The 26,961-nt window shown below is 73.7% G+C and carries 13 protein-coding genes and 1 pseudogene; 3 read left to right on the top strand and 11 right to left on the bottom strand.

All coding sequences use genetic code 11. The features are described from left to right. The first annotated feature begins 7 nt into the window (after positions 1-7). Complete coding sequence (locus CHR28_RS14380; protein ID WP_094054008.1) at positions 8-12,373, top strand: hybrid non-ribosomal peptide synthetase/type I polyketide synthase; 12,366 nt, start codon at positions 8-10, stop codon at positions 12,371-12,373. Between the two features lie 53 nt (positions 12,374-12,426). Here the strand turns inward: CHR28_RS14380 and CHR28_RS14375 are convergent, their stop codons facing one another. From CHR28_RS14375 to CHR28_RS14365, 3 genes are all read right to left on the bottom strand, one after another. Further along, the gene (locus CHR28_RS14375) at positions 12,427-13,107 is read right to left on the bottom strand and encodes an NADPH-dependent F420 reductase (RefSeq protein ID WP_094054007.1); all 681 of its coding nucleotides are present in this window, start codon (positions 13,105-13,107) and stop codon (positions 12,427-12,429) included. A 3-nt stretch (positions 13,108-13,110) separates the two neighbouring features. Continuing rightward, entirely contained in the window at positions 13,111-14,139 is a 1,029-nt protein-coding gene (locus CHR28_RS14370) for an LLM class flavin-dependent oxidoreductase (protein WP_094054006.1), read from the bottom strand. 166 nt (positions 14,140-14,305) lie between these two features. Beyond that, entirely contained in the window at positions 14,306-16,036 is a 1,731-nt protein-coding gene (locus CHR28_RS14365) for a SpoIIE family protein phosphatase (RefSeq protein WP_094054005.1), read from the bottom strand. A 183-nt stretch (positions 16,037-16,219) separates the two neighbouring features. Here CHR28_RS14365 and CHR28_RS14360 point away from each other — a divergent pair, with 183 nt between their 5' ends. Together CHR28_RS14360 and CHR28_RS14355 are read left to right on the top strand one after the other, a co-directional pair. Next, positions 16,220-16,690 (top strand): ATP-binding protein, encoded by a 471-nt coding sequence (locus CHR28_RS14360; protein WP_094054004.1) that lies wholly within the window; start codon positions 16,220-16,222, stop codon positions 16,688-16,690. A 232-nt stretch (positions 16,691-16,922) separates the two neighbouring features. Beyond that, positions 16,923-20,198, top strand: coding sequence for a family 78 glycoside hydrolase catalytic domain (locus CHR28_RS14355; RefSeq protein ID WP_094054003.1), 3,276 nt, complete (start codon positions 16,923-16,925; stop codon positions 20,196-20,198). Positions 20,199-20,243: 45 nt separating this feature from the next. Here CHR28_RS14355 and CHR28_RS14350 read toward each other — a convergent pair whose 3' ends face one another. From CHR28_RS14350 to CHR28_RS37780, 8 genes and pseudogenes are all read right to left on the bottom strand, one after another. After that, on the bottom strand, positions 20,244-21,170 hold the full coding sequence (locus CHR28_RS14350) for a helix-turn-helix transcriptional regulator (protein WP_094054002.1): 927 nt from the start codon (positions 21,168-21,170) through the stop codon (positions 20,244-20,246). Positions 21,171-21,329: 159 nt separating this feature from the next. Beyond that, complete coding sequence (locus CHR28_RS14345) at positions 21,330-22,160, bottom strand: enoyl-CoA hydratase/isomerase family protein (RefSeq protein ID WP_094054001.1); 831 nt, start codon at positions 22,158-22,160, stop codon at positions 21,330-21,332. Continuing rightward, positions 22,157-23,404, bottom strand: a complete 1,248-nt coding sequence (locus CHR28_RS14340; protein WP_094054000.1) for a cytochrome P450 — start codon at positions 23,402-23,404, stop codon at positions 22,157-22,159. The genes CHR28_RS14345 and CHR28_RS14340 overlap by 4 nt, the downstream gene beginning before the upstream one ends. An 89-nt stretch (positions 23,405-23,493) precedes the next feature. Next, a complete protein-coding gene (locus tag CHR28_RS14335) occupies positions 23,494-24,870 on the bottom strand; it encodes a cytochrome P450 (protein ID WP_094053999.1) in 1,377 nt (458 codons plus the stop codon). Between the two features lie 11 nt (positions 24,871-24,881). Continuing rightward, the gene (locus CHR28_RS14330) at positions 24,882-25,442 is read right to left on the bottom strand and encodes a GTP-binding protein (protein WP_094053998.1); all 561 of its coding nucleotides are present in this window, start codon (positions 25,440-25,442) and stop codon (positions 24,882-24,884) included. A 4-nt stretch (positions 25,443-25,446) separates the two neighbouring features. After that, a complete protein-coding gene (locus tag CHR28_RS14325) occupies positions 25,447-25,833 on the bottom strand; it encodes a DUF742 domain-containing protein (RefSeq protein WP_094053997.1) in 387 nt (128 codons plus the stop codon). Continuing rightward, positions 25,826-26,644 (bottom strand): roadblock/LC7 domain-containing protein, encoded by an 819-nt coding sequence (locus CHR28_RS14320; protein WP_094053996.1) that lies wholly within the window; start codon positions 26,642-26,644, stop codon positions 25,826-25,828. The genes CHR28_RS14325 and CHR28_RS14320 overlap by 8 nt, the downstream gene beginning before the upstream one ends. A gap of 20 nt (positions 26,645-26,664) precedes the next feature. After that, positions 26,665-26,961: pseudogene (locus tag CHR28_RS37780) on the bottom strand (ATP-binding protein); the annotation flags it as partial.

Here is a 26,961-nt window from a genome sequence, read left to right as displayed (position 1 = left end):
ACGGACCATGAGCGACGACACCCTGTGGAACGTCCTGCGGGACGCTGCCCGTGAGCGGCCCGAGCAGGTGACCGCGCACGTGCGCGGCGACGGCAGCGAAGCCGAGGTGACCTACCGGGACTTGCTGACCGCCGCCCGGCGCGTCGCCGGAGGGCTGCGTGCCGCCGGCGTCCGGCCCGGCACGTGCGTTCCGCTGGTCGCCGACCGCAGCGAGGACTTCCAGGTCATGTTCTGGGGTCTGGTGGGAGCGGACCTGGTTCCCGTGCCGCTCGCCGCGGACGTCCGCCGGGTCCTGCCCGTCTGGGAACACCTCGACCGGCCGCCGCTGTTCGTGGACACGGCCGGTGAGGACCTGCTGCGGCACCTGCCCGCCGGGGCGCCCGTGCTGCGGCTGGAAGAGGTGCGCGACGGCGACGACCTGGGCGAGCCCACCGCATGTGCCCCGGACGGTCTGGCCTTCGTGCAGTTCTCCTCGGGCAGCACCGGCGTGCCCAAGGGCGTAGAACTCACTCATGCCGCGGTCCTCGCCAACCTGCGTCAGATCCTGGCCGTCTCCGACCTGGGTCCCGACGACGTCCTGGTCAGCTGGATGCCGTACTTCCACGACATGGGCCTGATCGGCACGCATCTCGCGCCGCTGGCCGCCCGCGCCAAGCAGGTCAAGATCGGGCCGCTGGCGTTCGCGCGGCGGCCCGCGATCTGGTTCGAGACGGCAACCGCCCACCGGGCCACGCACCTGTCGGCCGCCAACTTCGCGCTCGCGCTGGCGACCCGGCGCCTGTCCGACGAGGACATGGCCCGCTTCGACCTGACCTCCGTCCGCCGGGTCGTCGTGGGCGCCGAACCCATCTCCGCGTCCGTCTGGCGCGACTTCGCCCGCCGCACCGGGCCCGCGGGACTGGCACCGCACGCCCTCCAGCCGGTGTACGGCCTCGCCGAGGCCACGCTCGCCGTGACGTTCCCGCCGCCGGGCGAGACCGCCGAGCCGATGGCACTGGACCGGGCCGCGCTCAGCCGCGGACGCGCGGTGGAGGCCCCGGACGCCGACGGCGCCGCCGTCGAACTCATGGATCTGGGACACCCCGTGCCCGGATGTGCCGTCCGGATCGTCGACGACACCGGACGGGTGCTCGGCGACCGCCGCGTGGGGCACATCCAGGTGCGCGGTCCCCAGACCGCGCGCGGCTACCGAGCCCTCCCCGACGCCACCGCCGCCGCCTTCACCGCCGACGGCTGGCTGCGCACCGGGGACATGGGCTTCCTGCGGGACGGACGGCTGTGCGTCACCGGCCGGTACAAGGACGTGCTGTTCCTCAACGGGCTGAAGCACCACGCCGCCGACCTGGAGGACGTCGCCGCCGCCACGCCAGGGCTGCCGCCCGGCACGGCCGCGGTCGTCGGGTCCACCGACCCGGACACCGGCGGCGAGCGCGTGGTGGTCTTCGTCTCCTGGTCCCGCCCGCCGCGCACGGCCGACGAGGTGCTGGAGCGGGTCGCCGCCCGGGTGGGGGAGGCGCTCTTCCACGACGACGTGCGGGTGGTCGCCCTGCCGCCCGGCCAGTTCCCGCGCACCACCAGCGGCAAGGTGCGCCGCCATGTGCTGCGCGACCGGTTCGAGGCAGGCCGGTACTCCCATGTCGTCGTACGCCGTCGTGGCACCGCTCCGGCCGCTCCCACCGGACGGCGTGCTCCGGGCGGTGCCGGCGTGCCGCGGTCGCGTGCGGCCATCGAGCAGGTGGTGCGGGAGGTGTGGGCCGAGGTGCTGGGCACGGACGGCGGGCGCATCGACCCCCACGCCTCGTTCCGGACGCTGGGCGGCACCTCGTTGAAGGCGATGGAGGTGCTGGCCGCGCTGGAGGACGCCTTCGGCACGCCCCTGGAGACGGCGGCGCTGCGCGCCGGGGCCGACACGGTGGCCGGACTCGTCGACCACCTCCTGGGACTTCGGGCTGACAGCGGTGCGGGTGACGGGGCCTATGCCGGGGTCCCTGGTGGACCCGGGGGCGAGCCGAGCCGGGTTCCTTCCGGTGGCCCGGACCGGCAGGGCCGTGAGGCCGACCGGCAGGGCCGTGAGGCGGGCCCGCAGGGCCGTGCGGGTCTCGCCGTCGTCGGTCTGGCGTGCCGGTTCCCCGGTGCGCAGACGCCCGAGGCGTACTGGCGGCTGCTCGCCGAGGGGCGGGACCTCGTCACCCCCGTGCCACCGCACCGCTGGGACGGCGACCGGGTCCCCGCGGCGCGCTGGGGCGCCTTCCTCAAGGACCCGGCCGGCTTCGACACCGACCGCTTCGGCATGTCCGCGGACGAGGCCCGCACCCTCGACCCGCAGGCCCGTCTGCTCCTGGAGCTGGCACACGAGGCCCTGGAACGGGCCGGGTACGCCGGACCACGCCGCCGCGCCCACCGCATCGGCGTCTTCACGACGACGGGAGACAGCGGCTACCGGGAACTGCTGGACCGCGCGGCCGACGACGATGGCACGGACCTGCCGCCCTCGGCACTCACCGGGAACCTCCCCAACCTCCTCGCCGCCCGCGTCGCCCAGTACTTCGACCTCGACGGACCCGCCCTGGCCGTCGACACCGCCTGCTCCTCCGCCCTGGTCGCCCTGCACCTGGCCCGCCGCAGTCTCACGGCGGGCGAGTGCGACATCGCCCTGGTCGGCGGCGTCAACCTGCATCTCACCCCCACCGCGCACCGGATGCTGCACGCCGCCCAGGCCCTGTCGCCGACCGGGCGCAGCCGGGCGTTCGCCGCCGGAGCCGACGGGTTCGTGCCGGGCGAAGGCGGCGCGGTGCTCGTACTGCGGCGGGAGGAGGACGCCCGGCGGGCCGGCGACGAACTGCTCGCCCTGGTGCGCGGCACCGCCGTCAACAACGACGGCACCTCGCTCAGCCTCATGGCACCCAACCCCGCCCGCCAGCGCGAGGTCATCACCGCCGCCCACGCGTCGGCCGGCGTCGACCCGGCCGAGGTGACGTACGTCGAGGCGCACGGCACCGGCACCGCCCTCGGCGACCCCGTCGAACTCAAGTCCCTCGCCCACGCGTTCCCGCCGCTCCCCGGCGGAGGCTCGCGGCTGCTGGGCTCCGCCAAGACCAACATCGGCCACCTGCTGAACGCCGCCGCGCTGCCCGGCCTGGTCAAGGTCGTACTGGCGCTGCGCCACGGCCGGATACCGCCCTCGCTGCACGCCGACCCGCCCTCCGCGCTGCTGGCCGAGTCCGGGTTCCGGGTGCCCGACCGGCTCGTGACCTGGCCCGCACCGCCCTCGCAGGGCCCGCTGGTCGCGGGCATCAACGCCTTCGGCTTCGGCGGCACCAACGCGCACGCCGTCCTCCAGCAGGCCACCGGGGGTCCCCGGCGCGGGCACCGGCCGGACGACGGCCCTCACGTGCTGGCGCTCTCCGCCACCACCCGGCCGGCGCTGCTCGCCCTCGTGCGCGAGCTGTCGGCCCACCTGGACGCCCACCCCCGGATCGCCACGGCCGACCTGTGCCTGACGGCTGCGACGTCCCGGGACGACGACCGGCACCGGCTGGCACTCGTCTGCGAGGACGCCGGCGACGTGCGCGCGCGACTGGCCGCCGTCGCGGTCGCCGTCGCCGGCGCGGAGACTTCGGCGGCCCTGGCCCCGGCCGGCGAACCTGCGGGTGAGGCGCCCGTGCCGGTGAGCGGAGCGCCCACGGACCCGGACGTCTTCACCGGGACCGTCCGCAGCCGCCCCCGCCTCGCCTTCCTCTTCCCCGGACAGGGCGCCCAGCGTCCCGGCATGGCGGCGCGGCTGTACGCCACCGCACCGGTGTTCCGGGGCACCCTCGACGAGGCGTCCACCGCGCTCGGCCCGTTGCGGGGCCGCACCCTCGTCGACTGGTGCACCGACCCCGGCGTGGATCCGGCCGAACTGGCCCGCACCGAGATCACCCAGCCGGTCCTGGTCGCCTTCGGCGTGGCGCTGGCCCGCCAGTTGGGCGCCTGGGGCGTCGTACCGGACGCGGTCACCGGCCACAGCGTCGGGGAACTGGCCGCCGCCTGCGCCGCGGGCCTGCTCCCGCTGTCCGACACGGTGCGCTTCGCCGCCGCGCGGGGGCATGCGATCGCCGAACTGACCGAGCGCGGCGCGATGGCCGCGGTGCTCGGCGCGGACGACGCCGTGGCAGCACTGGTCGCCGCCGCGGACGGTGCCCTGACCGTCGCCGCCCGCAACGCGCCCGGCCGCCTGGTGCTGTCCGGCACCGTGCGGGCGGTGGAGGACGCCCTGGCGGAACTCGCCGCGCGGGGCGTCACCGCGCGCAGACTCCGGGTCTCGCACGGTTTCCACTCACCGCTGATGGAACCGGCCGCTCGGGCGGTGCACGAGGCCGCGCAGGAGCTGTCGCCCGGTACCGGCCGCATACCCCTGCTGAGCACCCTGACGGCCGGCTGGGTGTCCGCCCCGGACGCGGACCACTGGCGCGAACAAGCTTTGCGCCCCGTCCGGTTCGGAGCGGCGGTCCGGCGGCTGGCCGAGGACGGGTACGACACCTTCGTCGAGATCGGGCCCGGTACCGACCTGCCGGCCGCCCTGCGCCGGGCCACCGCGGACCGGCCCGGGCCGCCCGTGGCCGTACTCTCCGCCCTGCCGGGCGGGCACCGCGAGGCGGAGGGCCGCAGCGGACGCGGTGAGGCGGAGGGCGGCAGCGGACGCGGCGAACTGCTGCGCACCATCGCCCGGTTGTGGACGCGCGGCGTCTCCGTCGACCACGCCGCGCTGGCCCCGACAGGGCGCCGCGTGCCGCTGCCGACATACCCCTTCCAGCGACGCACCTACTGGCCCGGCCCCACCGCCGCCCGCCTGCTGCACCGCGTCACCTGGACGCCGACGCCCCTCGCCCCGCCGCCCGCCGGAGGCGCCCCGGTCACGCTCGTCACCGGGCCCGACCCCGAGGCGGTGCGGGAGCTGTCCACCTGGCTGGCCGAGCGCGGCGTGCCGACGGCGCACGCGGGCACGACCTCCGCCCACACGGTCGTGCACCTGGCGACACGGGCCCAGGAGGCCTTCGACGGACCGGCCCTGGCAGCCGATTTCCGCGACACCGTGCGGCAGTTCGACCAGGCGTCCGCGCGGCGCCTGCTGGTGCTCACCGAGGACGCCCACGCCACCGGCACCGAAGGCGAGGCCCGGCCACGTCCCGAGCAGGCCCTGCTCACCGGTCTGGCGCCGGCGTTCCCGCAGGAGACGGAGGGCGCTCGACTGGTCTGCGTGGACCTGTCCTCCCAGGACACCGGGCAGCAACGGCTGGACGCGGTCCTCGCCGAGGTGAGGGTCACGGAGAGCGCGCTCACCGAGGAGTGGGCCACGGAGAGCGGCAGTACCTCCGTGGCCGCCTGGCGGCGCGGCACCCGGCTGCTGCGGGGCACCGAACCCCTGCCCCCCACCGCCGTACCGGACGCAAGCGGCCCGCTGCCCGCCGACGGCGTGTACCTCATCACCGGTGGCGCGGGCGGCCTGGGCGCGGCACTCGCCCGGGACCTCGCCGGACGCGGCCGCCCCACGCTCGTCCTCACCGGCCGTTCCCCGCAACCTCCCACCGGGTTGCTCGACGAACTCGCCGAGCTCGGCGCCGACGCGCGTTACCGGCAGGCCGACGTGACGGACGAGCGGCAGCTCGACGCGCTGTTCGCGCGGATCCCCGCACCGGATGTCGTCTTCCACGCGGCAGGGGTCGTGCTGCCGGGCTCATTGCGCGGAACCAGCCCGCAGGACACGGACCGTGCGCTGGCCGCCAAGGCACACGGCACCCGGCTGCTGGCCCGGGCCCTGGACCGCCACGGCCACCGCCCCGGGCTGTGCGTGGCCTTCTCCTCGGTGGCGTCCGTGCTGCCCGGCGCCGCCGGTGCGCTCGGCGACTACGCGGCGGCCAACGCCTTCCTCGACGCCTTCGCCGCGGCCGAACGCGCCGCCGGGCGCTGCTGGTTGGCCGTCAATCTGGGCCCCGTCGCCCGTACCGGGCTCGCCGTCGCGCTCGGGGAGGGCACGTCCTCACGAGCCGGCGGTGCACCACTGGCTCCGACCGAGGCGGTGCGCGCGCTGCGCGCGGCCTGTGGCGTCGGCACGGCCCAGCTGGTCATCGCCGACCTCACGGGCGCGGACAGATCCGAACAGGTCAGCACCCCCGTGTCCGGGGCGCACACACCAACCGGCCCCGCCGAGTCCCACCCCGCCCCCACCACGTCCACCGTCCCGGGCGACGCGTCCGACACCCGTGACCTGGTACGCGCCCTCCTGGCGGAAGCCCTGCAGCTGCCCCCGGAAGCCGTGGACCAGGACCAGGCCTTCCTCGCGCTGGGCCTCGACTCGCTCGCGGCGGTCGACCTGGTCCGGCGGCTGGAACGCGCGCTGGGCCGGGACCTTCCGGCCACGCTGTTCTTCGAGTACCGCACGGTGCGCGAACTCGCCGCCCACCTCGACGCCCGGCCCGCCGCAGACGGCAGCGGGCCGGCGGCGCCGCCGCACGGTGACGCGACCGTCCCGGCGGCCACCGCCGCGGAAGGCGTGCCGTTCCCGCTGACCCCCGTCCAACTGGCCCTGCACACCAGCAGCGTGCTGTATCCGCGGACCCCGGCCCGCGGCTGGGTCCGGCACACGGTCCGGGGTCCCCTCGACCCCGCTCTGCTGCGCCGCGCCCTCACCACGCTGGCCGGACGGCACGGGATGCTCCGGGTGCGCATCGGGCACGACGGCGGAGTACCGCACCAGATCGTGACACCGGACCCCGAGGTGTGGTTCGAGACCCGGTCGTGCCCGGAGGGCGGAGCGGCGCTCCAGGCGCTGGAGACGGAGTTCGCCAACCGGCCCCTGGACCTCACCGCCGAACCCCCCGTCCGGGCCCTGCTGGTGACCGAAGAAGCCGAAGTGGCCCACCTGATCCTCGCCGTGCACCACGTGGCCGCCGACGGCCACAGCCTCAACACACTCGGCACGGAACTGTGGACCCTCTACACCGACCTCGCCCTGGGCCGCACCCCCTCCCCGCTGCCCCCCGCCCCGGACTTCGCCTCGTACGCCACCGACGCGCGCCGACCCGCCGCCCGCGCCGACGACCTCGCCCACTGGACGGCCCGTCTGGCGGACCACATCCCCCTGCCTCTGCCCTACGACGGCCGCCCCGACCCCGAGACGGGCCCCGGCCCCCTCGTCGCCGTGCATCACGCCCTGGACGAGGAACTCGTCGCCACGCTGCGCCGGCACGCCGCCGCCTGGAACGTCTCCCTGTTCCATCTCCTGCTCGCCGCCTACGTCCGCTGCCTGGCGCGGTGGAGCGGGCACCGGGGCGTCGCGGTCAACGTGGCCCGCGCCGGCCGGGACGCCCGGCTGACGGGGCTCGACCGGCTGGTCGGCCCCCTCGCCGACACGTTGCCGATGCTGCTCGACACGGACCCGGACGAGCCGCTGCCCCGCCTCGCCGAACGCGTCCGCCTGGCCTGGCTGGAGAGCGAGCGGCACGCCACCGTGAGCAGTCTCGACCTCGCCCGGATGTCGCCGGGCGACACCTCGGGGCCGCGCGCGGTGAGCCCGGCGAGTTTCAGCTTCGCGCGCTTCCCGGCCACCGTGGACGTGGACTGCCCGGTCGACGTACGGCCGACCGCCGCGGGGACCGGCTCGGCCGCCACCCGGCTGAGCCTGCTGGTCTGGGAGGACGGGCCCCTGCTGCGCCTGTCCTGGAACGCCCCCGAGCGCCTCTTCACCACCGCCACGACGACCCGGCACGCGACCGACTTCGAAGGGGAGCTGCGCGCCCTCGAAGGCGCGGCCGGATCCCCGGACGCGCGCGACGGCTCCCGTGCCGGCGTACCCGGCGCCCGTGCGCTCATATCCGGCGCCCGTGCGCACATCTCCGGCGCCGTCCCCCGGGCGACCGTCGTCGGCCGTCTGCTGGAACGGTTCCGTACCGCTCCCGACGCGGTCGCCGTCGACGACGGCCGGCTGACCCTGACCTACCGCGACCTGGACGCGGCGACCCGCGACCTCGCTCTCCGGCTGCGCGAACAGGGCGTCCGCCGGGGGGACTTGGTGGGCATGGTCACCTCCCCGGGGCCCGGCACGGTGATCGCCGTCGCCGGGATCCTGCGCGCGGGTGCCGGATGGGTGCCGCTGGACGCGGAGTACCCGGCAGCCCGGCTGACGGAGCAGACGGCCCGGTGCGGCGTCCGCGTGGTCGTGCACGACGCCCCCACGCGACCGGCCGCGGAGGCGCTCACGGCCGTGACAGCCGTCCCCGTGACCGTCGACACGGAGGGTGTCTGCGCCACTGGACCGTTCTCCGCACCGCCGCTTTCCACCTCGGTGGACGACTCTCTCGACGGAATCGCCGCGGACCTCGACGCGACGGCCTACGTCATCTTCACCTCCGGCTCCACCGGACGCCCCAAGGCCGTACCCATCAGCTTCCGCGCGATGGAGAACTACCTCGACTGGGCCGTGACCACCTTCGCCTACGGCCCGGGCGACCGGCTCGCGAACACCTCCTCGCCGTGCTTCGACGCCTCCGTACGCCAACTGCTCGCCCCGCTGCTGACCGGCGCCACCGTGGTGACCGCGGACCGCGACCTGGTGCGCGACCCGGAGCTGCTGCTGGACCACGTGGCACGGGCACGGATCACCGTGTGGAGTTCGGTGCCCTCGCTCTGGGAGCGGCTGCTGGCCGCGGCGGAGAATCGCCTCCGGCGCGCTGAGCGACTGCCGGACCTCTCCGCGCTGCGCCTGGTGCACGTCGGCGGGGAGGTGCTGTGGGCGGACTGGGTGCGCCGCTGGTTCGACCTGTTCGGCCCGGAGCAGCGGATCGTGAACCTCTACGGGCCGACCGAGACGACCATCAACGCCACGTACCACGTCGTCGCCGAACGCCCCGCCGACGAGGCGACGGCGCTGCCCATCGGCCGTGCCGTCGCCGGGACGGAGCTGCTCGTCGTCGGCCCCGGCGGTGAACAGGTGGGTCCGGGCGGCACCGGCGAACTGCTGATCGGCGGCGTCGGGCTGTCCGCCGGCTACCTGGGCGAACCCGAGCTGACACGGGCCGCGTTCGTGTGGCGGGACGGCCGCCGCTGGTACCTCAGCGGGGACCGGGTGGAGGTGCTGCCCGACGGTGCGCTGCGGTTCGTCGGCCGGATCGACGACCAGGTCAAGATACGGGGCCACCGCGTCGAACCGGGCGAGGTGGAGGCCGTGCTGCGGGCCCGTGCGGACGTGGCGCAGGCGGCCGTACTGGCCGACGGGGGACGGCTGTCGGCCTTCGTCGCGCTCACGGCACCGGAGGGGCGGGACGGTGTGGACACGGTGGCGCTGCGGCGGTATCTGGGGGAGTCCCTGCCGCCCTACATGGTGCCCGCCCGGATCATCGTCCTGGACTCCCTGCCGCTGACCGGCACCGGCAAGACCGACCGGCGGGCGCTGCTCGCGCGGATCCAGCCACCGGCCCCGGAAACGCCGCGCGCGTCGGGCGCGTCGCCGAAGGGGACCGGTGCCACGGAGGAGAGGCTCGGCCGGATCTGGTGCGAGGTGCTCGGCGTCGACCACGTGGGGCGCCACGACGACTTCTTCGAACTCGGTGGCGACTCCCTGCTGGCCCTTCAGGTCTTCGATCTGCTCGCGCGGCGGCACAGCGGCCCGCTGCCCCGGCCCACCGCCGTCTACCGGCACCGCACCCTGGCCGCACTCGCCGACGCCGTCGACGCCGAGGCCGACGCCGAGGCCGAGGACGATGCCCAAGCCGTCGACGCCGAGGCCATCCCTGTCGAGGCTATCGGCGCTGAGGCGGCAGGGGAGGGCGAGCCACTCGCCCCAGCTCAGGCCGATGACGGGGCGCTGACCCCCGGCGACCGCGCCCCCTCGCCCCCGGCGTTCCCGGACGCCTACCCCCTCACCCCCGGCCAGCGTGGCTTCCTGCTCGCCGAGGCCCTCTCGCCCGGCAGCGGGGCGTCCTGGCTGGCCCGGCTGCGGCTGACCGGCCCACTCGACCGGGACCGTTTCCAGCGGGCCGTCGACACTTTGGTGGCCCGGCACCCCATGCTGCGCACGGTCTTCCCCGCCGGGGCGAGGCCGGTGCAGCAGGAACTGCCCCCGTCGCTGCGCCTTCCGGTCGCCTTCGAGACCGTGTCCGGGCCCCAGGAGCTGGCGCGGCGGATCGAGGACGAGCGGCGCCGCCGCTTCGAGCCGTGGGCCTGGCCCCTGCTGCGGCTGAGCGTGCTCACCCTGACCCCGCGGGAGCACGTGCTCGTCGCGCACGCCCACCACCTGATCGGCGACGGATACAGCGCCGCCCTCCTCCTGGAGGAACTGACCACCGTCCACGCCGCCCTGAACCGCGGCACGTCACCCGAACTGCCCGAGCTGCGCGGCACGTTCCGCGAACACGCCGAACGCCTCGCCGAACGGACGGCCGAACCCCGCGCCGGGCGGCCCGCGCACCGGCGGCCGGAGGAAGACGGCGCGCTGCGGCGCCGGGCCGGCCTGTCCGCGCCCTACCCCCAACCCGTTCTGCGGACCCCGGCCGCCGGCGCCGGCCGACGGCAGGCCGGCGCCTCCGGCACGCACACTTTCCTGTCCCACGGCTTCGTCCTGGACGCCACCGTCGTGGGCGCACTGCGCAAGATCGCCGCCGAGGCGGGCGCCACCCTGTACGCGCCGCTGCTCACCGCCTACCACCAGGCGCTCGCCACCCTCACCGGACAGGAGGACCTGGTCATCGGGCTGGCCGTGTCCGGCCGCGACCACCCGCTGCCGGACATCCACCGCGTCTTCGGGCCGTTCGCCACCGCCGTCGCCGTACGCCCCTTCGGGCCCGGCGACCAGGCCCCGCCCGGGGACGACTTCCCGCAGCGCGTGCGCAGGATCGTCGACGAGACGATCGCCGCCCGCGTCCACGAGGACATCGTCCCGAGGGACGCCGGCGGACTGCCGTTGACCTCCCAGTTCTTCTTCACCTTCCTCGACTTCGGCTCCCTGGGCCCGCGGAGCGATGACCTCCTGGCCGTGCGGTGGGACGAGGAGGAGGACAGCGACTTCACACCGCCCGCCGCCGGTACGGACGTCTTCCTCGCGGCGCGGCCGGACGGGGACCGCCTGCGGGTCACCGTGCGCGGTGCGGCGGCGGCCTTCGACGAGCCCGCGCTGGCCGCGTTCGCCGAAGGGCTGCGCCACCGGCTCGTCTCGCGCGCCGTGCAGCCGGTACGGCGCTCCACCCGTCCCGGCGTACAACAGGAACAGCAGGACCTGGACGCCGCGCTCGTCGGCTATCTGCCGGCGCCCGCCCAGCTGGCGCGGCTCGCGGGCCTGCCGGAGACCGGTTCGGTCCGCGAGGACATCCGCCGTCTGCTGTTCCCGGACGGCGCTCCCCGGCTGCTGGAGACGACCGCCACGCCACAGGGCCGGTCCGGGTTCGTCGCCCTCCCGCTGTTCGCCGACGAACTGGCCGGCGACGGCGCCCTCGCCGCACACACCGCCCGCGCTGTGGACGCGGCCTCGGCGCTGGGCGCCCGCAGCGTCTCCCTGGCCGGCATGATCCCCTCGCTCACCGGCTACGGCTTCGACGTGCTGCGCGCCTCCCGCGCCCCCGCGGCGATCACCACCGGCCACGCGGCCACGGTCGTCTCCGTGGTGCGTACGGTGCACGCCGCGCTGGCGGGCACCGGCCGGGACCTGGCCGACACCCACCTGGCCGTGGTCGGACTCGGGTCCATCGGCGCCTCCTCGCTGGAGTTGCTGCTGACCCTGGCCGAGCGGCCGCCCGCCCGTCTGGTGCTGTGCGACGTGCCGGGCAGCGGCCCGCGCCTGCGGGACCTGGCGCGGACGCTACGGGAGCGCGGTCTGGCCGACGACGTCGTGGTGCGGGTCTCGGACCCGGGCCTGCCCGAGGCGGTGTACGAGGCCGGTCTGATCGTCGCGGCGGTCAGCGGACACCGCGCCCTGGTCGACATCGACCGGCTGCGTCCCGGCACCGTCGTCGTGGACGACAGCTTCCCGCACTGCTTCGACACGGGCCGGGCCCTGGCCCGTATGCGGGAGCGCGCGGACGTCCTGGTCCTGGGCGGGGGATTGCTCACGGTCGGCACCACCCGGCGCACCCTGGCGCACGGGCTGCCCGAGCTCGTCGCGACCACGGAGGCAGTGGCGCGGCACGGGCTGCCCGGCACCCTGGCTTCCTGCCGGACGGAGTCGCTGCTGCACGCCTCCGGCGCGGACGTGCCGCTGGTGCGGGGCCTGGTGGACGGTCCTACGGCCCTCGCCTACTGGAGGGCCATGGAACAGACCGGAATCACCGCCGCGCCACCGCACCTGCTCGGCCACATCCTGGAACCGCTTCCCGAGAGGGTGCGCGCGCAGGGGAGCGGGAGCTGACGCAGGACGACTTCCGCGAGGAGGACCTGAGGCAGGTCGCCGCTACGCGCCGCTCACCCGACGGCCCCGCGCACCTCGGCGACGCGCTGCCCGGCGTCGGTGCCGGGGAAGCGGTCGAGCATCGCGCGGAGCCCGGCGGCGTCGGTGTTGGCGCCGAACAGCTCGGTGCCGGGCTGCATGCGCACGCCTTCCGCCAGTGGTCCGGCGATCACCGGGTCGAAGCCGAGGGCGTCGACCAGGGCCGCGACCGCGGCGACGTCGTCCTCGCCGTCCCCGGCGAGCGCGATCGCCTTGCGACCCGGGGCGCCCGCCGGGCGGGCGCCCTCCTCCAGATCGTGGTAGCCCATGTGGTTGAACGCCTTCACGACGCGGGACTCCGGCAGGAAGGCCTGCACGATCTCGCTGGAGGAGGTGCGCGGGTCGGTCAGGTCGTCCCGGACGCCGTCCACCTCCCACCAGTAGTTCATGGCGTCGACCACGAGCTTGCCGCGCAGCGCGTCCACGGGCAGGGACCGGTGCTTGCCGAGCGGCAGGGCCAGCACGACCACGTCCGCGCGTTCCGCCGCCTCGGCCGCGGTCACCGCGACCGCGCCGGGCGTGACGATCTCGACGACGAGAGCGATCTTCTCCGGGTCGCCGGAGCCGGCGACCAGCACGTCATGGCCCGCGGCGAGGGCGAGCCTGGCGAGCACGGTGCCGACCTTGCCGGCGCCCAGGATGCCGATGGTGGTCATGGCTCAGCCCGCCAGGATGTCGCGGACCATGGGCGCCACCTTCGCGCCGAACAGTTCGACGGCCCGCGTACGGGCGGCGACCGGCTGGGCCCCGAAGGTGTAGATCATGTCGAAGCGCCCGACGCCGAGCGTCCCGACCGCGCCCGCGATCTTCCGCGCGACGGTCTCCGGAGAGCCGATGTACAGCGAGCCGTGCTCGATCTCGGCGTCGAACTCCTCCCGGCGCAGCGGCGGCCACCCGCGCTCCGCGCCGATCCGGTCCCGCATCACCTTGTACGACGGGTAGAACAGTTCCCTGGCCTCCTCGTCGGTGTCGGCCACGAACCCGGGGGAGTGCATGCCGACGGGGTGCGCGACGGTGCCGAACTTCTCGGCGGCCCGCTGGTACAGCTCGATGTACGGGCCGAAGCGCGCGGGGGAGCCACCGATGATCGCGAGCATGAGCGGCAGCCCGTGCCGGGCGGTGCGCACGACCGACTGCGGGGAGCCGCCGACACCGACCCAGGTGTCCAGCCGGCCGGACTCGGTCTTGGGGAAGACGTCGGCGTTCTCCAGGGCGGCACGGGTGGTGCCGCTCCACGTGACGGGCTTCTCGTCGAGCAGCTTGACGAACAGGTCGAGCTTCTCCTCGAAGAGGACGTCGTAGTCGCTCAGGTCGTAGCCGAACAGCGGGAAGGACTCGGTGAACGAGCCGCGGCCGAGGATCACCTGGGCGCGGCCGTTCGAGATCGCGTCGACGGTGGCGAACCGCTGGAAGACGCGCACGGGGTCGTCGGAGCTGAGCACGGTCACCCCGGAGGCGAGCTTGATCCGCGAGGTGCGGGCGGCGATGCCGGCCAGGACCGTCTCCGGTGCGGAGATGGAGTACTCCGGACGGTGGTGCTCGCCGACGGCGATGACGTCGACGCCCAGCTCGTCGGCGATCACGGCCTCCTCCACGACCTGCCGGACGGCGGCCGCGTGCGAGAGGGGTACGCCGGCGTCCTGCGGAACGTCGCCGAAGGTGTCGAGGCCGAGTACGAGGTCTGTCATGGTGCACCCTCTCCGCATTGGTTGACGCTTCAACTATCTCTTGCTTCGGTTGACGTGTCAACTACGGCCATGGCCGATGCATTCCGGGCGTGCCGCTGCCGCCGCCGTCGGGGGCAGGGGTGCTGCGGCCGCGGCCGTCGGGGAGAAGGGACGCGCCGGTCGGGCCCTACCGGGTGCCGGGCTCGGCCGGGGTCCGCAGCACGAGCAGGGCGACGTCGTCGTCGTTCTCGGTGGGGCGGACGCGGCGCAGGAGCTCGTCCGTGAAGGAGGCCATGGGGCGGTGGACGAGCGCGGCCGCGTGCTGGCGCAGCCGCTCCAGCCCTTCGTCCAAGGAGTGCCCGATCGCCTCGATCAGCCCGTCGGTGTACAGCAGGAGCGTCGATCCGGGCGGCAGCACGGTCGTCGCGTCGGGGCGGGCCTTGCCGGCGCCCGTGCCCAGCAGGATGCCGTGGCCGTCCTGGAGGTAACGCGTGAGACCGTCGCGGCTGATCAGCAGGGGCGGCGGGTGCCCGGCGTTGGTCCAGCACAGCTCCCAGTGACCGTCGTCCGCCGCTTCCAGGCGAGCGAAGATCATCGTGGCCATGGGCACACTCGTGATGTGCGTGACCGCCTCGTCCAGCCGGTCGACGATCCGGCTCGGGGGTTCCTGGTGGGACCAGGCGTAGGCACGGAGCATGTTGCGCACCTGCGCCATGCCGGCCGCCGCCTCCAGATCGTGGCCGACGACGTCGCCGACGGCCAGCGCGGTGGCGCCGTCGGGCAGACGGAAGGCGTCGTACCAGTCGCCGCCGACCTGCGAGGCGTCGGGCGCGGGCAGATAGCGGGCGATCATCTTCAGCCCGGGCAGACGCGGCAGCTGCGGCAGCAGGTGGTTCTGCATGGTCTCGGCGACCTTGCGCTGGCGCTGGTAGAGCCGGGCGTTGTCCAGGGCGAGCGCGGCCCGGCGCGCGATGTCCTCGATCAGCGGAAGATCAGCGTCCGTGTAGTCGCCCGCCTTGTCGGCGCGGCCCAGCGTGAGGGCGCCGAGCACCTCACGGGTGCTGCGGATGGGAACGATCGCCGCGGAGTGGATGCCGGTCGCCTTGAACAGCCGCCGCTGCTCGACCGCGATCCCCGAGTCCGGCTCCCGCTGATAGGTCTTGGGTCCCGCCAGGGTGGAGGCCACCCCGCGCAGCGCTCGGGACAGCGGCATGGGCGACTCCTCGGGCACCGGGGGCATCGGCCCCTGGAGCTCCGGATGGGTCACGAGCGTCTCGCCGTCGGCGTGCACCACCGCGCTGCGCCACACCTCGTCGCGCTCGGTGATCAGGTCGACGACCGCCCAGTCCGCCAGCCGGGGCAGCACCAGTGCCACGAGCCGGCGCAGCGTCTCGTCGACGTCCAGGGTGGAGGTGAGCCGCGTCGTCGTCTCCGCCAGCAGGGCCAGGCGCTCCAGCTCGGTCAGCGGCACGGCCCCGGGCTCCGGGAGCGGACTCGTGGCCCGGGCCCGCTCGTCGCGGTGGAAGACGACGAGCGTCGCGGGCTCGGGGCCACCGGTGTCGAAGGGGGTGATCAGCCACGACACGGGCAGCAGGGAGCCGTCACCCTTGGCGAACCACTCCCCGCCGGCCTGCTCCGTGCGCCGGGCGTGGAACGCCTGCCGCATGCTGCACCGGCTGGTCGGCAGCGTGTGGCCGCGGGCGTCGCGGTGCAGCAGGTCGTGCGCGTCCTGGCCCACCAGATGCTCCGCGGTCCGGCCCAGCAACTGCTCGGCCCGGGCGTTGGCCGCCATGATGCATCCCTTGTCGTCCACGACATAGGCCCCCGCCCCGATCGCGGCCAGCGCCCCCGCCGGCGTGGCGTCGACCACCCCGGGGGTCCAAGGACCGACGCTCTCGGCCCGCTCCGGCTCTGCCACGCCCTTGCCTCCTTGCTGATCGCCGGACACGCCTGTCCCGCATTCCTTTCCCGAGTGCCCCCTGTGCGGGAACCTCAGCCCCGGTGCCTACGCCCGCCCGGGAGAGCATGGACCACGCCTGTGATGGAATTCGTAAGGTAATCGGACTGACGCGAGACGAAGGACGTAGGTGCGGGGCGGCTTATGAAGCAGGCTGCTGACGACGAGGGCCGGGCGCTGTCGGAGATGTCGATGGTGCGGACGGCCGCGTTCGAGGGTACGGAAGCGATCGCACGGGCCCGTGATCACGCGGGGCTGTTCCTGCGCGATCTGCGGACGGAGCACGGGGTGCCGGTGCCCGAGCGCACGGTGAACATCGTGCAGCTGGTGGTGAGCGAGCTGGTGACCAACACGCGCAAGTACGCGCCGGGGCCGTCGTTGCTGACGCTGGAGGCCCGTGAGGGTGCCGTCGCGGTGACCGTCTGGGACACCGAACCCCGACTGCCGGTGGTCCGGGGCGCCGATCCGGTCCGGGTCGGGCAGCACGGACTGGAGATCGTCAGGGCGGTCTGCCGGAGCCTGGAGGTACACCGGGAGCCGGTGGGCAAGCGCATCACCGCCATGATCGACCTCACCCCGGACCCGACCGGAAACGCGGCCGACGCCCGGTCCTGACCGCTGCGCAGCGTTCCGTCCCACCTGGCCGGCTCTTTCCGCGGCGCAGGGTTCCGGCCACCCCACCGGCTCTCCCCGCGGCGCAGGGTTCCGCCCACCCCGCCGGCCCTCCCTACGACCCTTCTGCAGACACCTTGTAGCCGGGCGTGACCCGCCCATAGGATTCAAGGCAGACGATTGAATCGTTTCAATCCGTCTGCCCTCATCCAGCCGCAGCGACAAGGGAGTCGACATGCCCGGAAGTTGGAACCGCAGGGCCTTCCTCAGTGCCACCGCGGGAACCGTGGGAGCAGGCCTGTCCGCCCTGCCCACCGGGGCATCCGCGGCGGCGCCCCCGGCCGGCCAGGCCCGTGGCGCCGCAGGGGCTGCCGGCCTGCGCGTCACCCGCACGACCGTGGAGCGCAAGCCGAACCTCCTCGGAACCGATGCCGCCCGCCCCCGGCTCGCCTGGGAGTCGACGTCCCCAGGTCACGGCGCTCGGCAGACCGCCTACCGCGTGCAGGTGAAGGCCGGCGGGCAGGGATGGGGGAGCGGATCCCTCGTCTGGGACTCGGGCAAGGTGCAGGGCGCGGACGGCGCCGGCGGTGTGCCCTACGGCGGCCCGGCCCTGGAGCCGCGCACCCGGTACTCCTGGCGGGTCAGAGTCTGGGACGAGCAGGGCCGGGCATCGGAGTGGAGCGAACCCCGCTGGTTCGAGACAACGTTGTCACCGGAGGAGTGGGGCGCCCGGTGGATCGGCGCGGACACCCCGACGCCTCTCGACTTCACGGGCTCGTCATGGATCTGGGCCCCCGGAGCGAGCACCCAGGACGCCCCCGAGGGGACCCGGTGGTTCCGGGGCCGGCTCGACGTACCCGACGACACCGACGTCGTCGAGGCGACGCTCGTCGCGACCGCCGACGACGACTTCACGCTCTACCTCAACGGCCGCCCGGCTCTCGAAGCCCCTCGGCAGCAGGACGGCTGGCGGACCGGCCGGACGGCCGACGTCACCGCTCTGGTGAAGGACGGCGTCGGCACCGGCACCGGCGTCGTGCTCGCCGTCGCGGCGACCAACCGCGCCGGCGCCTCGGTCAACCCCGCGGGCCTCCTGGTCCGCCTGCACGTGCGGACCTCGTCGGGACGCACCCACGACCTCCGCACCGACGCGGGATGGCGCACCGCGGACACGGAACAGCAGCACTGGCAGGAGGCCGGTTTCGACGACTCCTCCTGGTCTCCCGCCGTCGTGCTCGCCCCCTACGGCCAGGGCCCCTGGGGCACCGGCGTGAGCGTCAGCCTGCCGGAACTGCCCGCGCCCCTGCTGCGCAGGGAGTTCGACGTGCCGCGCCGGATCAGCCGGGCCCGCCTCTACCTCAGCGGCCTCGCCTACTACGAGGCGGAGATCAACGGCCGGCGCGTGGGACGGCAGGTGCTCGATCCCGGGTTCACCGACTACGACGAGACCGTGCTGTACACCGTCCACGACGTCACCGACCTGCTGCGCCGCGGCGGCAACGCGATCGGTGTGACGCTGGGCCGCGGCTTCTTCGGCATGACGACCCCGAACGTCTGGAACTGGCACCGCACGCCCTGGCACTCCGAACCGCGCCTCATCGCCCGGCTCGAGGTCGACCACCCCGACGGAAGCCGCACCTCCCTCGTCACCGACGACCGGTGGCGCATCACCGAGGGACCCACCCTGTCCAACTCCCTCTACGCCGGGGAGACCTACGACGCCCGGCGTGAACCGGGCGCCTGGACCCGGCCCGGCTTCGACGACTCCTCCTGGCGGCCGGCCGGGATCCAGAGCGGGCCGAAGGGCCGCCTGCGCGCACAGCCCCACGACGGCATCGAGGTCATCGACTCCTTCCCGCCCGAGAAGATCAGCCGGCTGTCCGACGGCGCGTACCTGGTGGACATGGGCCGGACCATGGCCGGCTGGGTCCGGATCACCGTGGCGGACCTCCCCGCGGGCACCCGCCTTCAGCTCACCTACGGAGAGAAGCTGAAGGCCGACGGAAGCGTCTCGGCCGAGACCTCGCACGTGCCCGGGCGCTTCCAGCGCGACGAGTACGTCTGCGCCGGCCGCCCGGAGGAGAGCTGGGAGCCCTCCTTCTCGTACAAGGGCTTCCGCTACGTCCAGATCAGCGGACTGCCCACCGCCCCCGAGCCCCGGCAGATCACGGGGCGGCTGGTCCACACCCCGCTGGAGGAGGTCAGCGCCTTCGCCTGTTCGGAACCCTTCTACGAGTGGCTCGACCAGGCGATGCGGCGCACCGTTCTGAACAACATGCACGGCATCCCCACCGACACCCCCATGTACGAGAAGAACGGCTGGACCGGCGACGCACAGCTCGGCACCCCCGTGATGACCTACGCCTTCGACATGCACCGCATGCTCGCCAAGTGGCTGGACGATCTCGCCGACAGCCAGACGGACGACGGCCAGCTGCCCGTCATCGTGCCGAGCGGCGGCTGGGGCTACGGCGATCTGGGGCCCTCTCCGGAGTGGACGACGGTGTACCCGTTCGTGATCCGGGAGTTCTACCGGGTGTACGGCGACGAGCGGGCGGCACGCGCGCACTGGACCACGCTCACCCGCTACCTCGACTGGGAGCTGGCCCGGCTGCGCGACGGCCTCGCCGTCACCGCCCTGGGCGACTACCTGCCGCCCGGCTACGGCGGCAACCCGCCCGAGGACACCCGGCTGACCGCCACCGCCTACCTCCACCGGGCGCTGCTGGCCACGGCCGAGATGGGCGAAGTCCTGCACGCGGACGAGGTGGTGACGCGCTACCGGCGGGCCGCCGATCAGCTCAAGGACGCCCTCAACGCGGAGTTCCTGGGACCCGAGGGCCACTACCGCACGGCCAAGGACCCCGGCTACCGGCAGACCAGCAACGCCGTCCCCCTCGCTTTCGGCCTCGTACCGGATCACGCACGTGCCTCGGTCTTCGCGAGCCTGGTGCGGGACATCGAGGCCCGTGGCAACCACCTCGACACCGGGGCGCTGGGCACCAGCGTGCTGCTGCGCGTGCTGTGCCAGGAGGGCAGGCCGGATCTGGCCCACGCGATCGCGACCCAGCGCACCTACCCGGGCTGGGGCTACTGGCACGAGAACGGCGCGGACACCATGTGGGAGATGTGGCCGCTCGACTCCCGCTCCCGCGACCACTACTTCCAGGGCACCGTGGCCCAATGGCTGTACGAGAACGTGGCGGGCCTGCGCCCGGGGGACGCCGGCTACGCCACGTTCACCGTGCGGCCCGACGCCCGGACCGGTGTCGACTGGGCGCGCACCTCGATCCGTACGGTGCGGGGCACCGCCGGTGTCGCCTGGTCGCAGCAGGGGACGGTCTTCCGGATGGACGTGCGGGTGCCGGTGGGCGCCGTCGCGGAAGTCCACGTGCCCGCGGCGGACCGCGACGCGGTGAGGGCACCGGACGGCGCCCGTCACCTGCGCACGGAGTCCGGCTTCGCCGTCTACCGCGTGGGACACGGATCCTGGCGCTTCACGAGCGGCTGACCGGCGACGACCGGACGACGGAACGACGGAACGGCGGCGAGCTCCTCAAGGAGTTACGTCACGCTTCTGCCCGGGCCCCTTCCCATCGGGTTCCCTCCCGAGCGGTGAGCGCGCCACGGCCCGGGGGGTCGTGGACGAGGCCCAGGTCGCCAGCAGGCGCAGTGCGGTCTCGTCCGCCGTCCCGTCGGCCGCGGTGTAGACGAACAGGGTCTGGTCCTCCTCGCCCGCCACCGACATGGCCTGGTAGGTGATCGTGAGGTCTCCGACGACGGGGTGGTGGTATCCCTTGGTCCCCTCGGTGCGCTCGATCACCCGCTGGTCCGCCCACATGCGGCGGAACACCGGGCTCTGCCGGGACAGCTCACCGACCAGCTCACTCAGCTCCGGGTCGGTGCCGTGCCGGCCGGCGTCCATCCGGAGCATCGCCGCGGTGTCCGCCGCCACGCCCTCCCAGTCGGCGTACAGCTCGCGCGCGTAGGGGTCGAGGAAGACGAAACGGGCCTGGTTGCGTTCGTGCTGCGGCAGCGCAGCGAAGTCGGTGATCAGCGCGGTCGCCAGCCGGTTACCGGCGAGCACGTCGGTGCGCCGGCCCAGCACGAAGGCAGGGCAGTACGCGGTGTCGAGCCGGGCCAGCAGCTGCTCCACCGCGGGGGTCACCCACTGCCGGGGTGCGGAGGCCGGGCGGTGCACCCGCTCCGGCTGGGCCGTGAGGTCGAACAGGTGGACTCGTTCGGCGTCGTCCAGGTGGAGCGCCGAGGCCAGGGAGTCCAGGACGGCACGCGACGCGGTGCGGCTGCGTCCCTGCTCCAGGCGCGTGTAGTAGTCGACGCTCACCCCTGCCAGCTGCGCGAGTTCCTCACGCCGCAGACCCGCCACGCGTCGCCGCGCCGTGGCGGGGAAGCCGACGTCGGCGGGATCGAGGCGGGCCCGGGCGGCCCTGAGGAACTCTCCGAGTGTCACGAGGTGGTCCATGACCCCATCGTCGCCGGGGACCTCCGCCGGGACAGAGCGCCCAGGGTGGCCCTGTCACTCCCAGGATCCGGCGGACCCGGGACGCCGGGAGAACGCCCGTCGCTCACCTCAAGCCTCGGGCCCGACCCGGCACGGTCGGGCCCGAGGCGCCGGGTGCCGTCAGCGGGGCCCGGCGAGCTGGGCGGCCAGGAGGTGGGAGTCCAGCAGGGTGGTGTCGGCCGTACGGGCGGCCTTGGTGTAGCCGGTGAGCATGCGTTTGGTCAGCAGCAGGGCCTGGGGGGAGCGGCGGGCCAGGGGTTTGGTCCAGGCGGCGACGGCCTCGTCCAGGGCGTCGAGGGGGGCGACCTTGTGCAGGAGGCCGAGGCGGTGGGCGGTGGGGGCGTCGAAGGTCTCGCAGGTGAGCATCAGTTCACGGATCCGGGCGGCACCCGCTTCCGAGATCAGCCGGCCCATCGCGCCGCCCCAGGCGGGCGCGAGCCCCAGGCCGACCTCGGGCATGCGGAACCGGCAGGTGTCCGCACCGGCGCGCAGGTCGCAGTAGGCGGCCAGGGCCAGACCCGCACCCACGACCTTGCCGTGCACCCGGGCGATGGTGACGGCATGGGTGTTCTCCAGTGCCTGGCACAGGCGGTGGGCCTTGTCCGCGATGCGCAGCAGCGTGCCGCCGGTGGGGTCGGCGTCCAGGGCGTCCTGGTACTCCCGTCGGTCGGCCCCCAGGCAGAAGTCGTCACCCAGGGAGGAGAGCACCAGGACGCGGACGTCGGGCTGGTCGTGGAGGTCGTCCAGGACGTTGATGAGCGCGTCCAGGACCGCTGTGCTCAGAACGTCGTCCTGGGCGGCGGGATTGAGTCCGATGCGGAGGACGGGGCCGCTTCTGTCGAGGGCCAGGGGGGCGGGTGGCGGCACCGTCGCGATGGGGAGCGCGGTGTCGGTGGGGGTGGTGGCGGTGGCGGCGGCGGACACGGCGGCGGGGGTGCGGGGCGGGTTCATGCGAGTGCTACATCCAGGTTCAACAGGCGCCGGAACGCCACCCGGGGCGCCGCCGCGGGAGGGCGGACCAGGGTGAGTCTCGGCAGGCGGGTGATCAGGTGGCGAAGGAGGGTCTGTGCTTCCAGCCGGGCCAGGGGTGCTCCGAGGCAGTAGTGGATGCCGAAACTGAAAGCCAGGTGGGAGGGGTTGCGGAGCATGTCGAAGGTGTCGGGATCCGGGAACCGGGCAGGATCGCGATGGGCGGCGCCCACCATGAGGTGGACCATCTCACCGGCGGCGACCTCGGTGCCCGCCAGGAGCGTGTCCTGCCCGGCGACCCGGCTGATGACGTGCGTGGGAGGGTCGTAGCGCAGGGACTCCTCCACGAACGCGGGCACGAGGTCCGGCTGCAGGACGAGCCGGTCCCAGCGGCCGGGGTCCTCGACGAGCCGCAGGGTCATGGACGTCAGCAGGGTCGCGGTGGTCTCCAGGGCGGCCAGCAGGACGAACAGGGCGAGGAAGTAGACGGCTTCGTCGGCCTTGTCCCGGTCCGGTTCGAGCTCGTCCCAGGTGGTGATCCACCGGGAGACGGGGTCGTCGCCGGGGCGTCTGCGCCGGGCGCGTACCAAGTCGAGGAAGTAGGCCCGTAGTTCCGCCATGGCGGCGTCGGATCGGGCGAGCTGGCTGGCATTGGGGAGCAGCTCCTGGGTGAAGACCTGCTCGTGGGTGAGCTCGCGCAGCCGGGGCCAGTCGGCGCTGGGCAGTCCGAGCCAGTCGCCGACGGTCGCGACGGGCAGCTCCTCGCTCACCAGCTCCGAGAAGTCGGCCTCGCCCGAGCGCAGCCGCTCGTGCAGGGTGTCGAGCAGCCGGTCGACGACGCCGGACACCCGCACACCGAGACGGTCGATGGTGCCGCGGTCGAAGCCGCCGGCCGACCGGCGCACGCGCGTGTGCTCCGGGGGGTTGAGGGCCGGCAGCGTACGGCTGATCTCCCGGGACGAGGGCGCGCTCCAGCGGGTGCGCGCGCCCTGCTGCTCTCGCCACCGGGCGTCCGGTTCGAGCCAGACGCCGTTGCGCAGCACCTGTTCACAGGTGCTGTAGCCGGTGACGAGAAAACCACCCCAGGGCGCGGGGCTGACAGCACCACGCGCCCTGAGCTCTGCGTAGAAGGGAAAGGGGTCGGCCTGTCCCTCAGCCGTCCTGAGACGGGAGAACAGGGAAATCGTGGCCCGACGGTCCGTAGACGGAGTCGTGACGCTTCCCACGGTAGCGGCTCCTTTCTGCCAGCCGCTATCCGTACCCGACCGATAATTGAGTCATACAGTAACTCTGTAGTTTCATATGGTTACTTGCGTCACTCGCCGTTCATCCAGGCCCGGAAGCGGCTGAAGAGGCCACCCTTCGGCCGCTGCGCGGCATGAGCCGGCCGGTGCGCCGCCGATGGCTGAGGAACGCCGGTGGACGAAGGAGCCGCCTGAAGGGACGACGACGGCGCCTGGCGCGAAGTGACCGGCTGCGCCACCGTGCGCGGGGTGAAGCGGATGGGCACGGTGACCAGCGAGCGGCTCCACGGCGCCGGCACCCAGGACAGTTCACCGAAGGGGACCCGCATCTCCACGTCGGGGAGCCGGTTGAGCAGGGACTCCACGGCCGTGGAAGCGATCATGAACGCCGGGTCCTTGGCCGGGCACGCGTGCGGGCCGGCCCCGAACGCGAGATGGGCCTTGGGGCTGAGCTGTTCACGGTGCGCGGTGAGCTTCGGGTCGTTGTTGGCCGCCGCGAAGGAGATCAGCACCGGGTCGCCCGCCCGCAGGGTGCGGTCTCCCAGCTCGACGTCCTGCGTGGGGTAGTGCCCCGCGTAGTTGGCGATCGGGGCGTAGTTCCACAGCGTCTTCACGACCGCGTCCTCGACCGGCAGGCCGGTCGGCCAGTCGTCGCTGAGGTACAGCGCGGCGCTGGTGCCGATCGCGGCCGTCAGGGGCGCCGTCCCGCCGGAGAGCAGGGTCACCAGCTGGTGCAGCACCTCCTCGTCGCTCAGCCGGGCCGCGTGCACCATCAGCCGGGTGGTCAGGTCCTCGCCGGGCTGGCGGCGCTTGAGGGCGATCAGTTCGCCGAGCGCCGCGCCCAGGACCTCGTCGGCACCCGGGGTGCCCTGGAAGATGCCGGTGATCCCGGCGATGACGCGGTCGCCGATCTCGGGCGGGCAGCCGAACAGGTCGCCGAAGACGAGCAGGGGCAGCGGCTGCGCGTACGCGGCCATCAGCTCGGCCTGACCGAGGGGTTCGGAGCTGAAACGGCTGATCAGGTAGTCGGCCGACTGCTGGGTCAGCCTGATGAGCCGGCTCTGGTCGACGGTGGCGAGGCTCTCCGTGACCGCCTGCCGCAGCCGGGCGTGCGCCGCGCCGTCGCTGAACAGGGCGTTGGGACGGTAACCCATCATGGGCAGGGCCGGGCTGTCCTCCGGGACCCGCCCCTCGTTCAGGGCGTTCCAGCGACGGGAGTCGCGCACGAACAGCTGCGGGTTCTGCAGGATGTACAGGCTCGCGTCATAGCTGGTCACCAGTTCGACCTGGACGCCCGGCGCGATGTCCACGGGGGCGCTGTGTCCCATCGAGCGCAGCTTGTCGTAGGTGCGCTCGGGGTCGGAGCCGAAGTCGGGGCCGTACAGCGGGATGTTGCCGTGTGCGGGGCATTCGGCAGGTACCCCGGATGTCTCGAGGGGCTGTTGCATGGTGGTGGCTCCTAGCCGAGTGAGGACAAGAGGTGCTTCACGAGCGTGATGAGGGCCTCCATTGAGGAGTCCTGGTCGCGGACGTCGCAGTCGATGACCGGTGTCTCGTCGGGGAGGTTGAGGGCCTCGCACACCTCGGACAGGGGGAAGTGGGTCCTGCCGTCGAAGGTGTTCACGCCGACGACATAGGGCAGGCCGAAGGCCTCGACCAGGTCCAGGATGGGGAAGGTCTCCTCCAGGCGCTCCGGGTCGACCAGGACGAGCGCACCCAGCGCTCCCCTCGACAGGCCCTCCCACATCTGCTTGAAGCGTTCCTGCCCGGGGGTTCCGAAGATGTAGAGGACCAGGTCGTCGCTCAGGGTCAGACGCCCGAAGTCCATCGCCACGGTGGTCGTGGTCTTGTCGGGCGTCTCGGAGAGGTCGTCGAAGCCCACGCTGGCCTCGGTGATCTCCTCCTCGGTCTGCAGCGGCTCGATCTCGGAGACACTTCCGATGTAGGTGGTCTTGCCCACCGCGAAGTGGCCCACGACCAGGACCTTGACGGAGCGGGAGACCTTGGGATCCAGATACACGGACTTACGCTCCGGTTCGTATGCGCTCCAGGCCATGGAGCACGGCGGTGAGCAGGGCGGGGTCATGGCGTTCGGCATGTGGCACCGGATTGCGCACATGGATCAGGTCGTCGTCGGCCATCTGCGCGAGCAGGATGCGCACGATGCCCAGGGGGAGCTGGGTGTGGGCCGCGACCTCGGCGACCGAGAGGTACCCGTTCGCGAGCAGGTCGATGACCGCGCGGGCCTCCGGAGCCAGGGTGCGTACCGTGGCCAGGGCCGAGTCCTGGGCGGTGATCATGGTGGTGTGCTCGTACTCGCTGTCGCGCGGGAGTACGCGCCCCTTCGCCATGACGAAGAACGGGACTAACGGGGCCGTCAGTTCGAGCTCGTCGGACGGGTCGTCATGCATCGCTGGCCCTTTCTCCCGGCACACCCGGCGACGCGGGCATCGCATCACTCAGACGTGCGGCGAACTCCTCGATGTCACAGTCGTGTTCGGCGGCCGCCGCGATGAAGGCGCCTTCACCGGCGGCGATCAGGAAGACCCAGCCGTGCTGGAACTCGATGACCGTCTGGCTCCACTCGTCGTCCAGTTCACCGCCCGCGAAGGGCGCGGTCGCCCGGCTGTAGGCGTGGATGCCGGTCATGGCCGCCGAGATCGTGTCCGCGAGGTCCCTGTCGACGCCCGCGCTGGCGCCGCGCGGCAGACCGTCCGCGCCGAGCAGCAGGGCGTGCAGGGCACCCGGCACCGAGGCCACCGCCCGGTCCAGCTGGTCGAGCACGGCGACGGACCTGCCCGCCTCGGCGCGGTGCGCCTGGGCGTCCTCCCCGGCCCGGTCCGCGTCGGTGGGGATCACCCGCGGCGGGGCCGTGAGGTTGTTGCCCAGCCGGGCGACCAGCCGGTTCATCCGGAACGACAGCTGCTCCATGTCCACGTCGGGCTCCGCGGCGGCGGCCAGATAGGCTCCCTGCCCGGCCCCGATCAGGAACACCCAGCCGTGCTGGAACTCGATGACGGTCTGGATCCACTCCCGGTCCGGCGAGGGGCCGGCGAAGTGGGCGGTGGCCCGGCTGAGGGACTGCATCCCCGCCATGGCCGCGGATACGGTTCCCACGTCGTTGCGGGTCAGGCCGTCGGTGGAACCGCGCGGGATGCCGTCCGCCGACAGCACCACGGCGTGCCGTGCCTTGGGCACGTTGGTCACGATGTCCTGGACCATCCACGACAGGTCGGTCGTACTCATGCGTTGTCGGACCCTTCGGACATGGGGGTGTCGAGGGAGGCCACATCGCGCCCGGTCTGGGTGCCGCGCTGCAGAGCGCCCAGGCTGCCGGCGCCGCGGCGCCGCACCGCGCGCCTGGCCGGCTGGTCCGTCGCGGAGGTGTCACCGACGGACGTGATGCGGGTCCCGCGCTTGGGCAGGCCGTTGGCCGTGCGCTCCGGATTGCGGCCCTGCACCGGCCGGATGCTGCTCACGGGCGCCGACTCCGGGGCCGCGGGGGTCTCCTCCATGGTCCACAGCTCCTCGGGCAGCAG

The organism is Streptomyces sp. XY006 (genome assembly GCF_002237655.1).
GTDB lineage: Bacteria > Actinomycetota > Actinomycetes > Streptomycetales > Streptomycetaceae > Streptomyces > Streptomyces levis.
Note: the sequence above shows the minus strand (reverse complement) of the source record. Positions and strands in the feature narration are given on the sequence as shown.

Excerpts from the sequence above, each read along its gene's own strand:
- CHR28_RS14370 (WP_094054006.1), bottom strand. The coding sequence starts at position 14,139 with ATGACAGACCTCGTACTCGGCCTCGACACCTTCGGCGACGTTCCGCAG.
- CHR28_RS14345 (WP_094054001.1), bottom strand. The coding sequence starts at position 22,160 with ATGAACCCGCCCCGCACCCCCGCCGCCGTGTCCGCCGCCGCCACCGCC.
- CHR28_RS14380 (WP_094054008.1), top strand. The coding sequence starts at position 8 with ATGAGCGACGACACCCTGTGGAACGTCCTGCGGGACGCTGCCCGTGAG.
- CHR28_RS14320 (WP_094053996.1), bottom strand. The coding sequence starts at position 26,644 with ATGGTCCAGGACATCGTGACCAACGTGCCCAAGGCACGGCACGCCGTG.
- CHR28_RS14350 (WP_094054002.1), bottom strand. The coding sequence starts at position 21,170 with ATGGACCACCTCGTGACACTCGGAGAGTTCCTCAGGGCCGCCCGGGCC.
- CHR28_RS14360 (WP_094054004.1), top strand. The coding sequence starts at position 16,220 with ATGAAGCAGGCTGCTGACGACGAGGGCCGGGCGCTGTCGGAGATGTCG.
- CHR28_RS14335 (WP_094053999.1), bottom strand. The coding sequence starts at position 24,870 with ATGCAACAGCCCCTCGAGACATCCGGGGTACCTGCCGAATGCCCCGCA.
- CHR28_RS14325 (WP_094053997.1), bottom strand. The coding sequence starts at position 25,833 with ATGCATGACGACCCGTCCGACGAGCTCGAACTGACGGCCCCGTTAGTC.
- CHR28_RS14375 (WP_094054007.1), bottom strand. The coding sequence starts at position 13,107 with ATGACCACCATCGGCATCCTGGGCGCCGGCAAGGTCGGCACCGTGCTC.
- CHR28_RS14355 (WP_094054003.1), top strand. The coding sequence starts at position 16,923 with ATGCCCGGAAGTTGGAACCGCAGGGCCTTCCTCAGTGCCACCGCGGGA.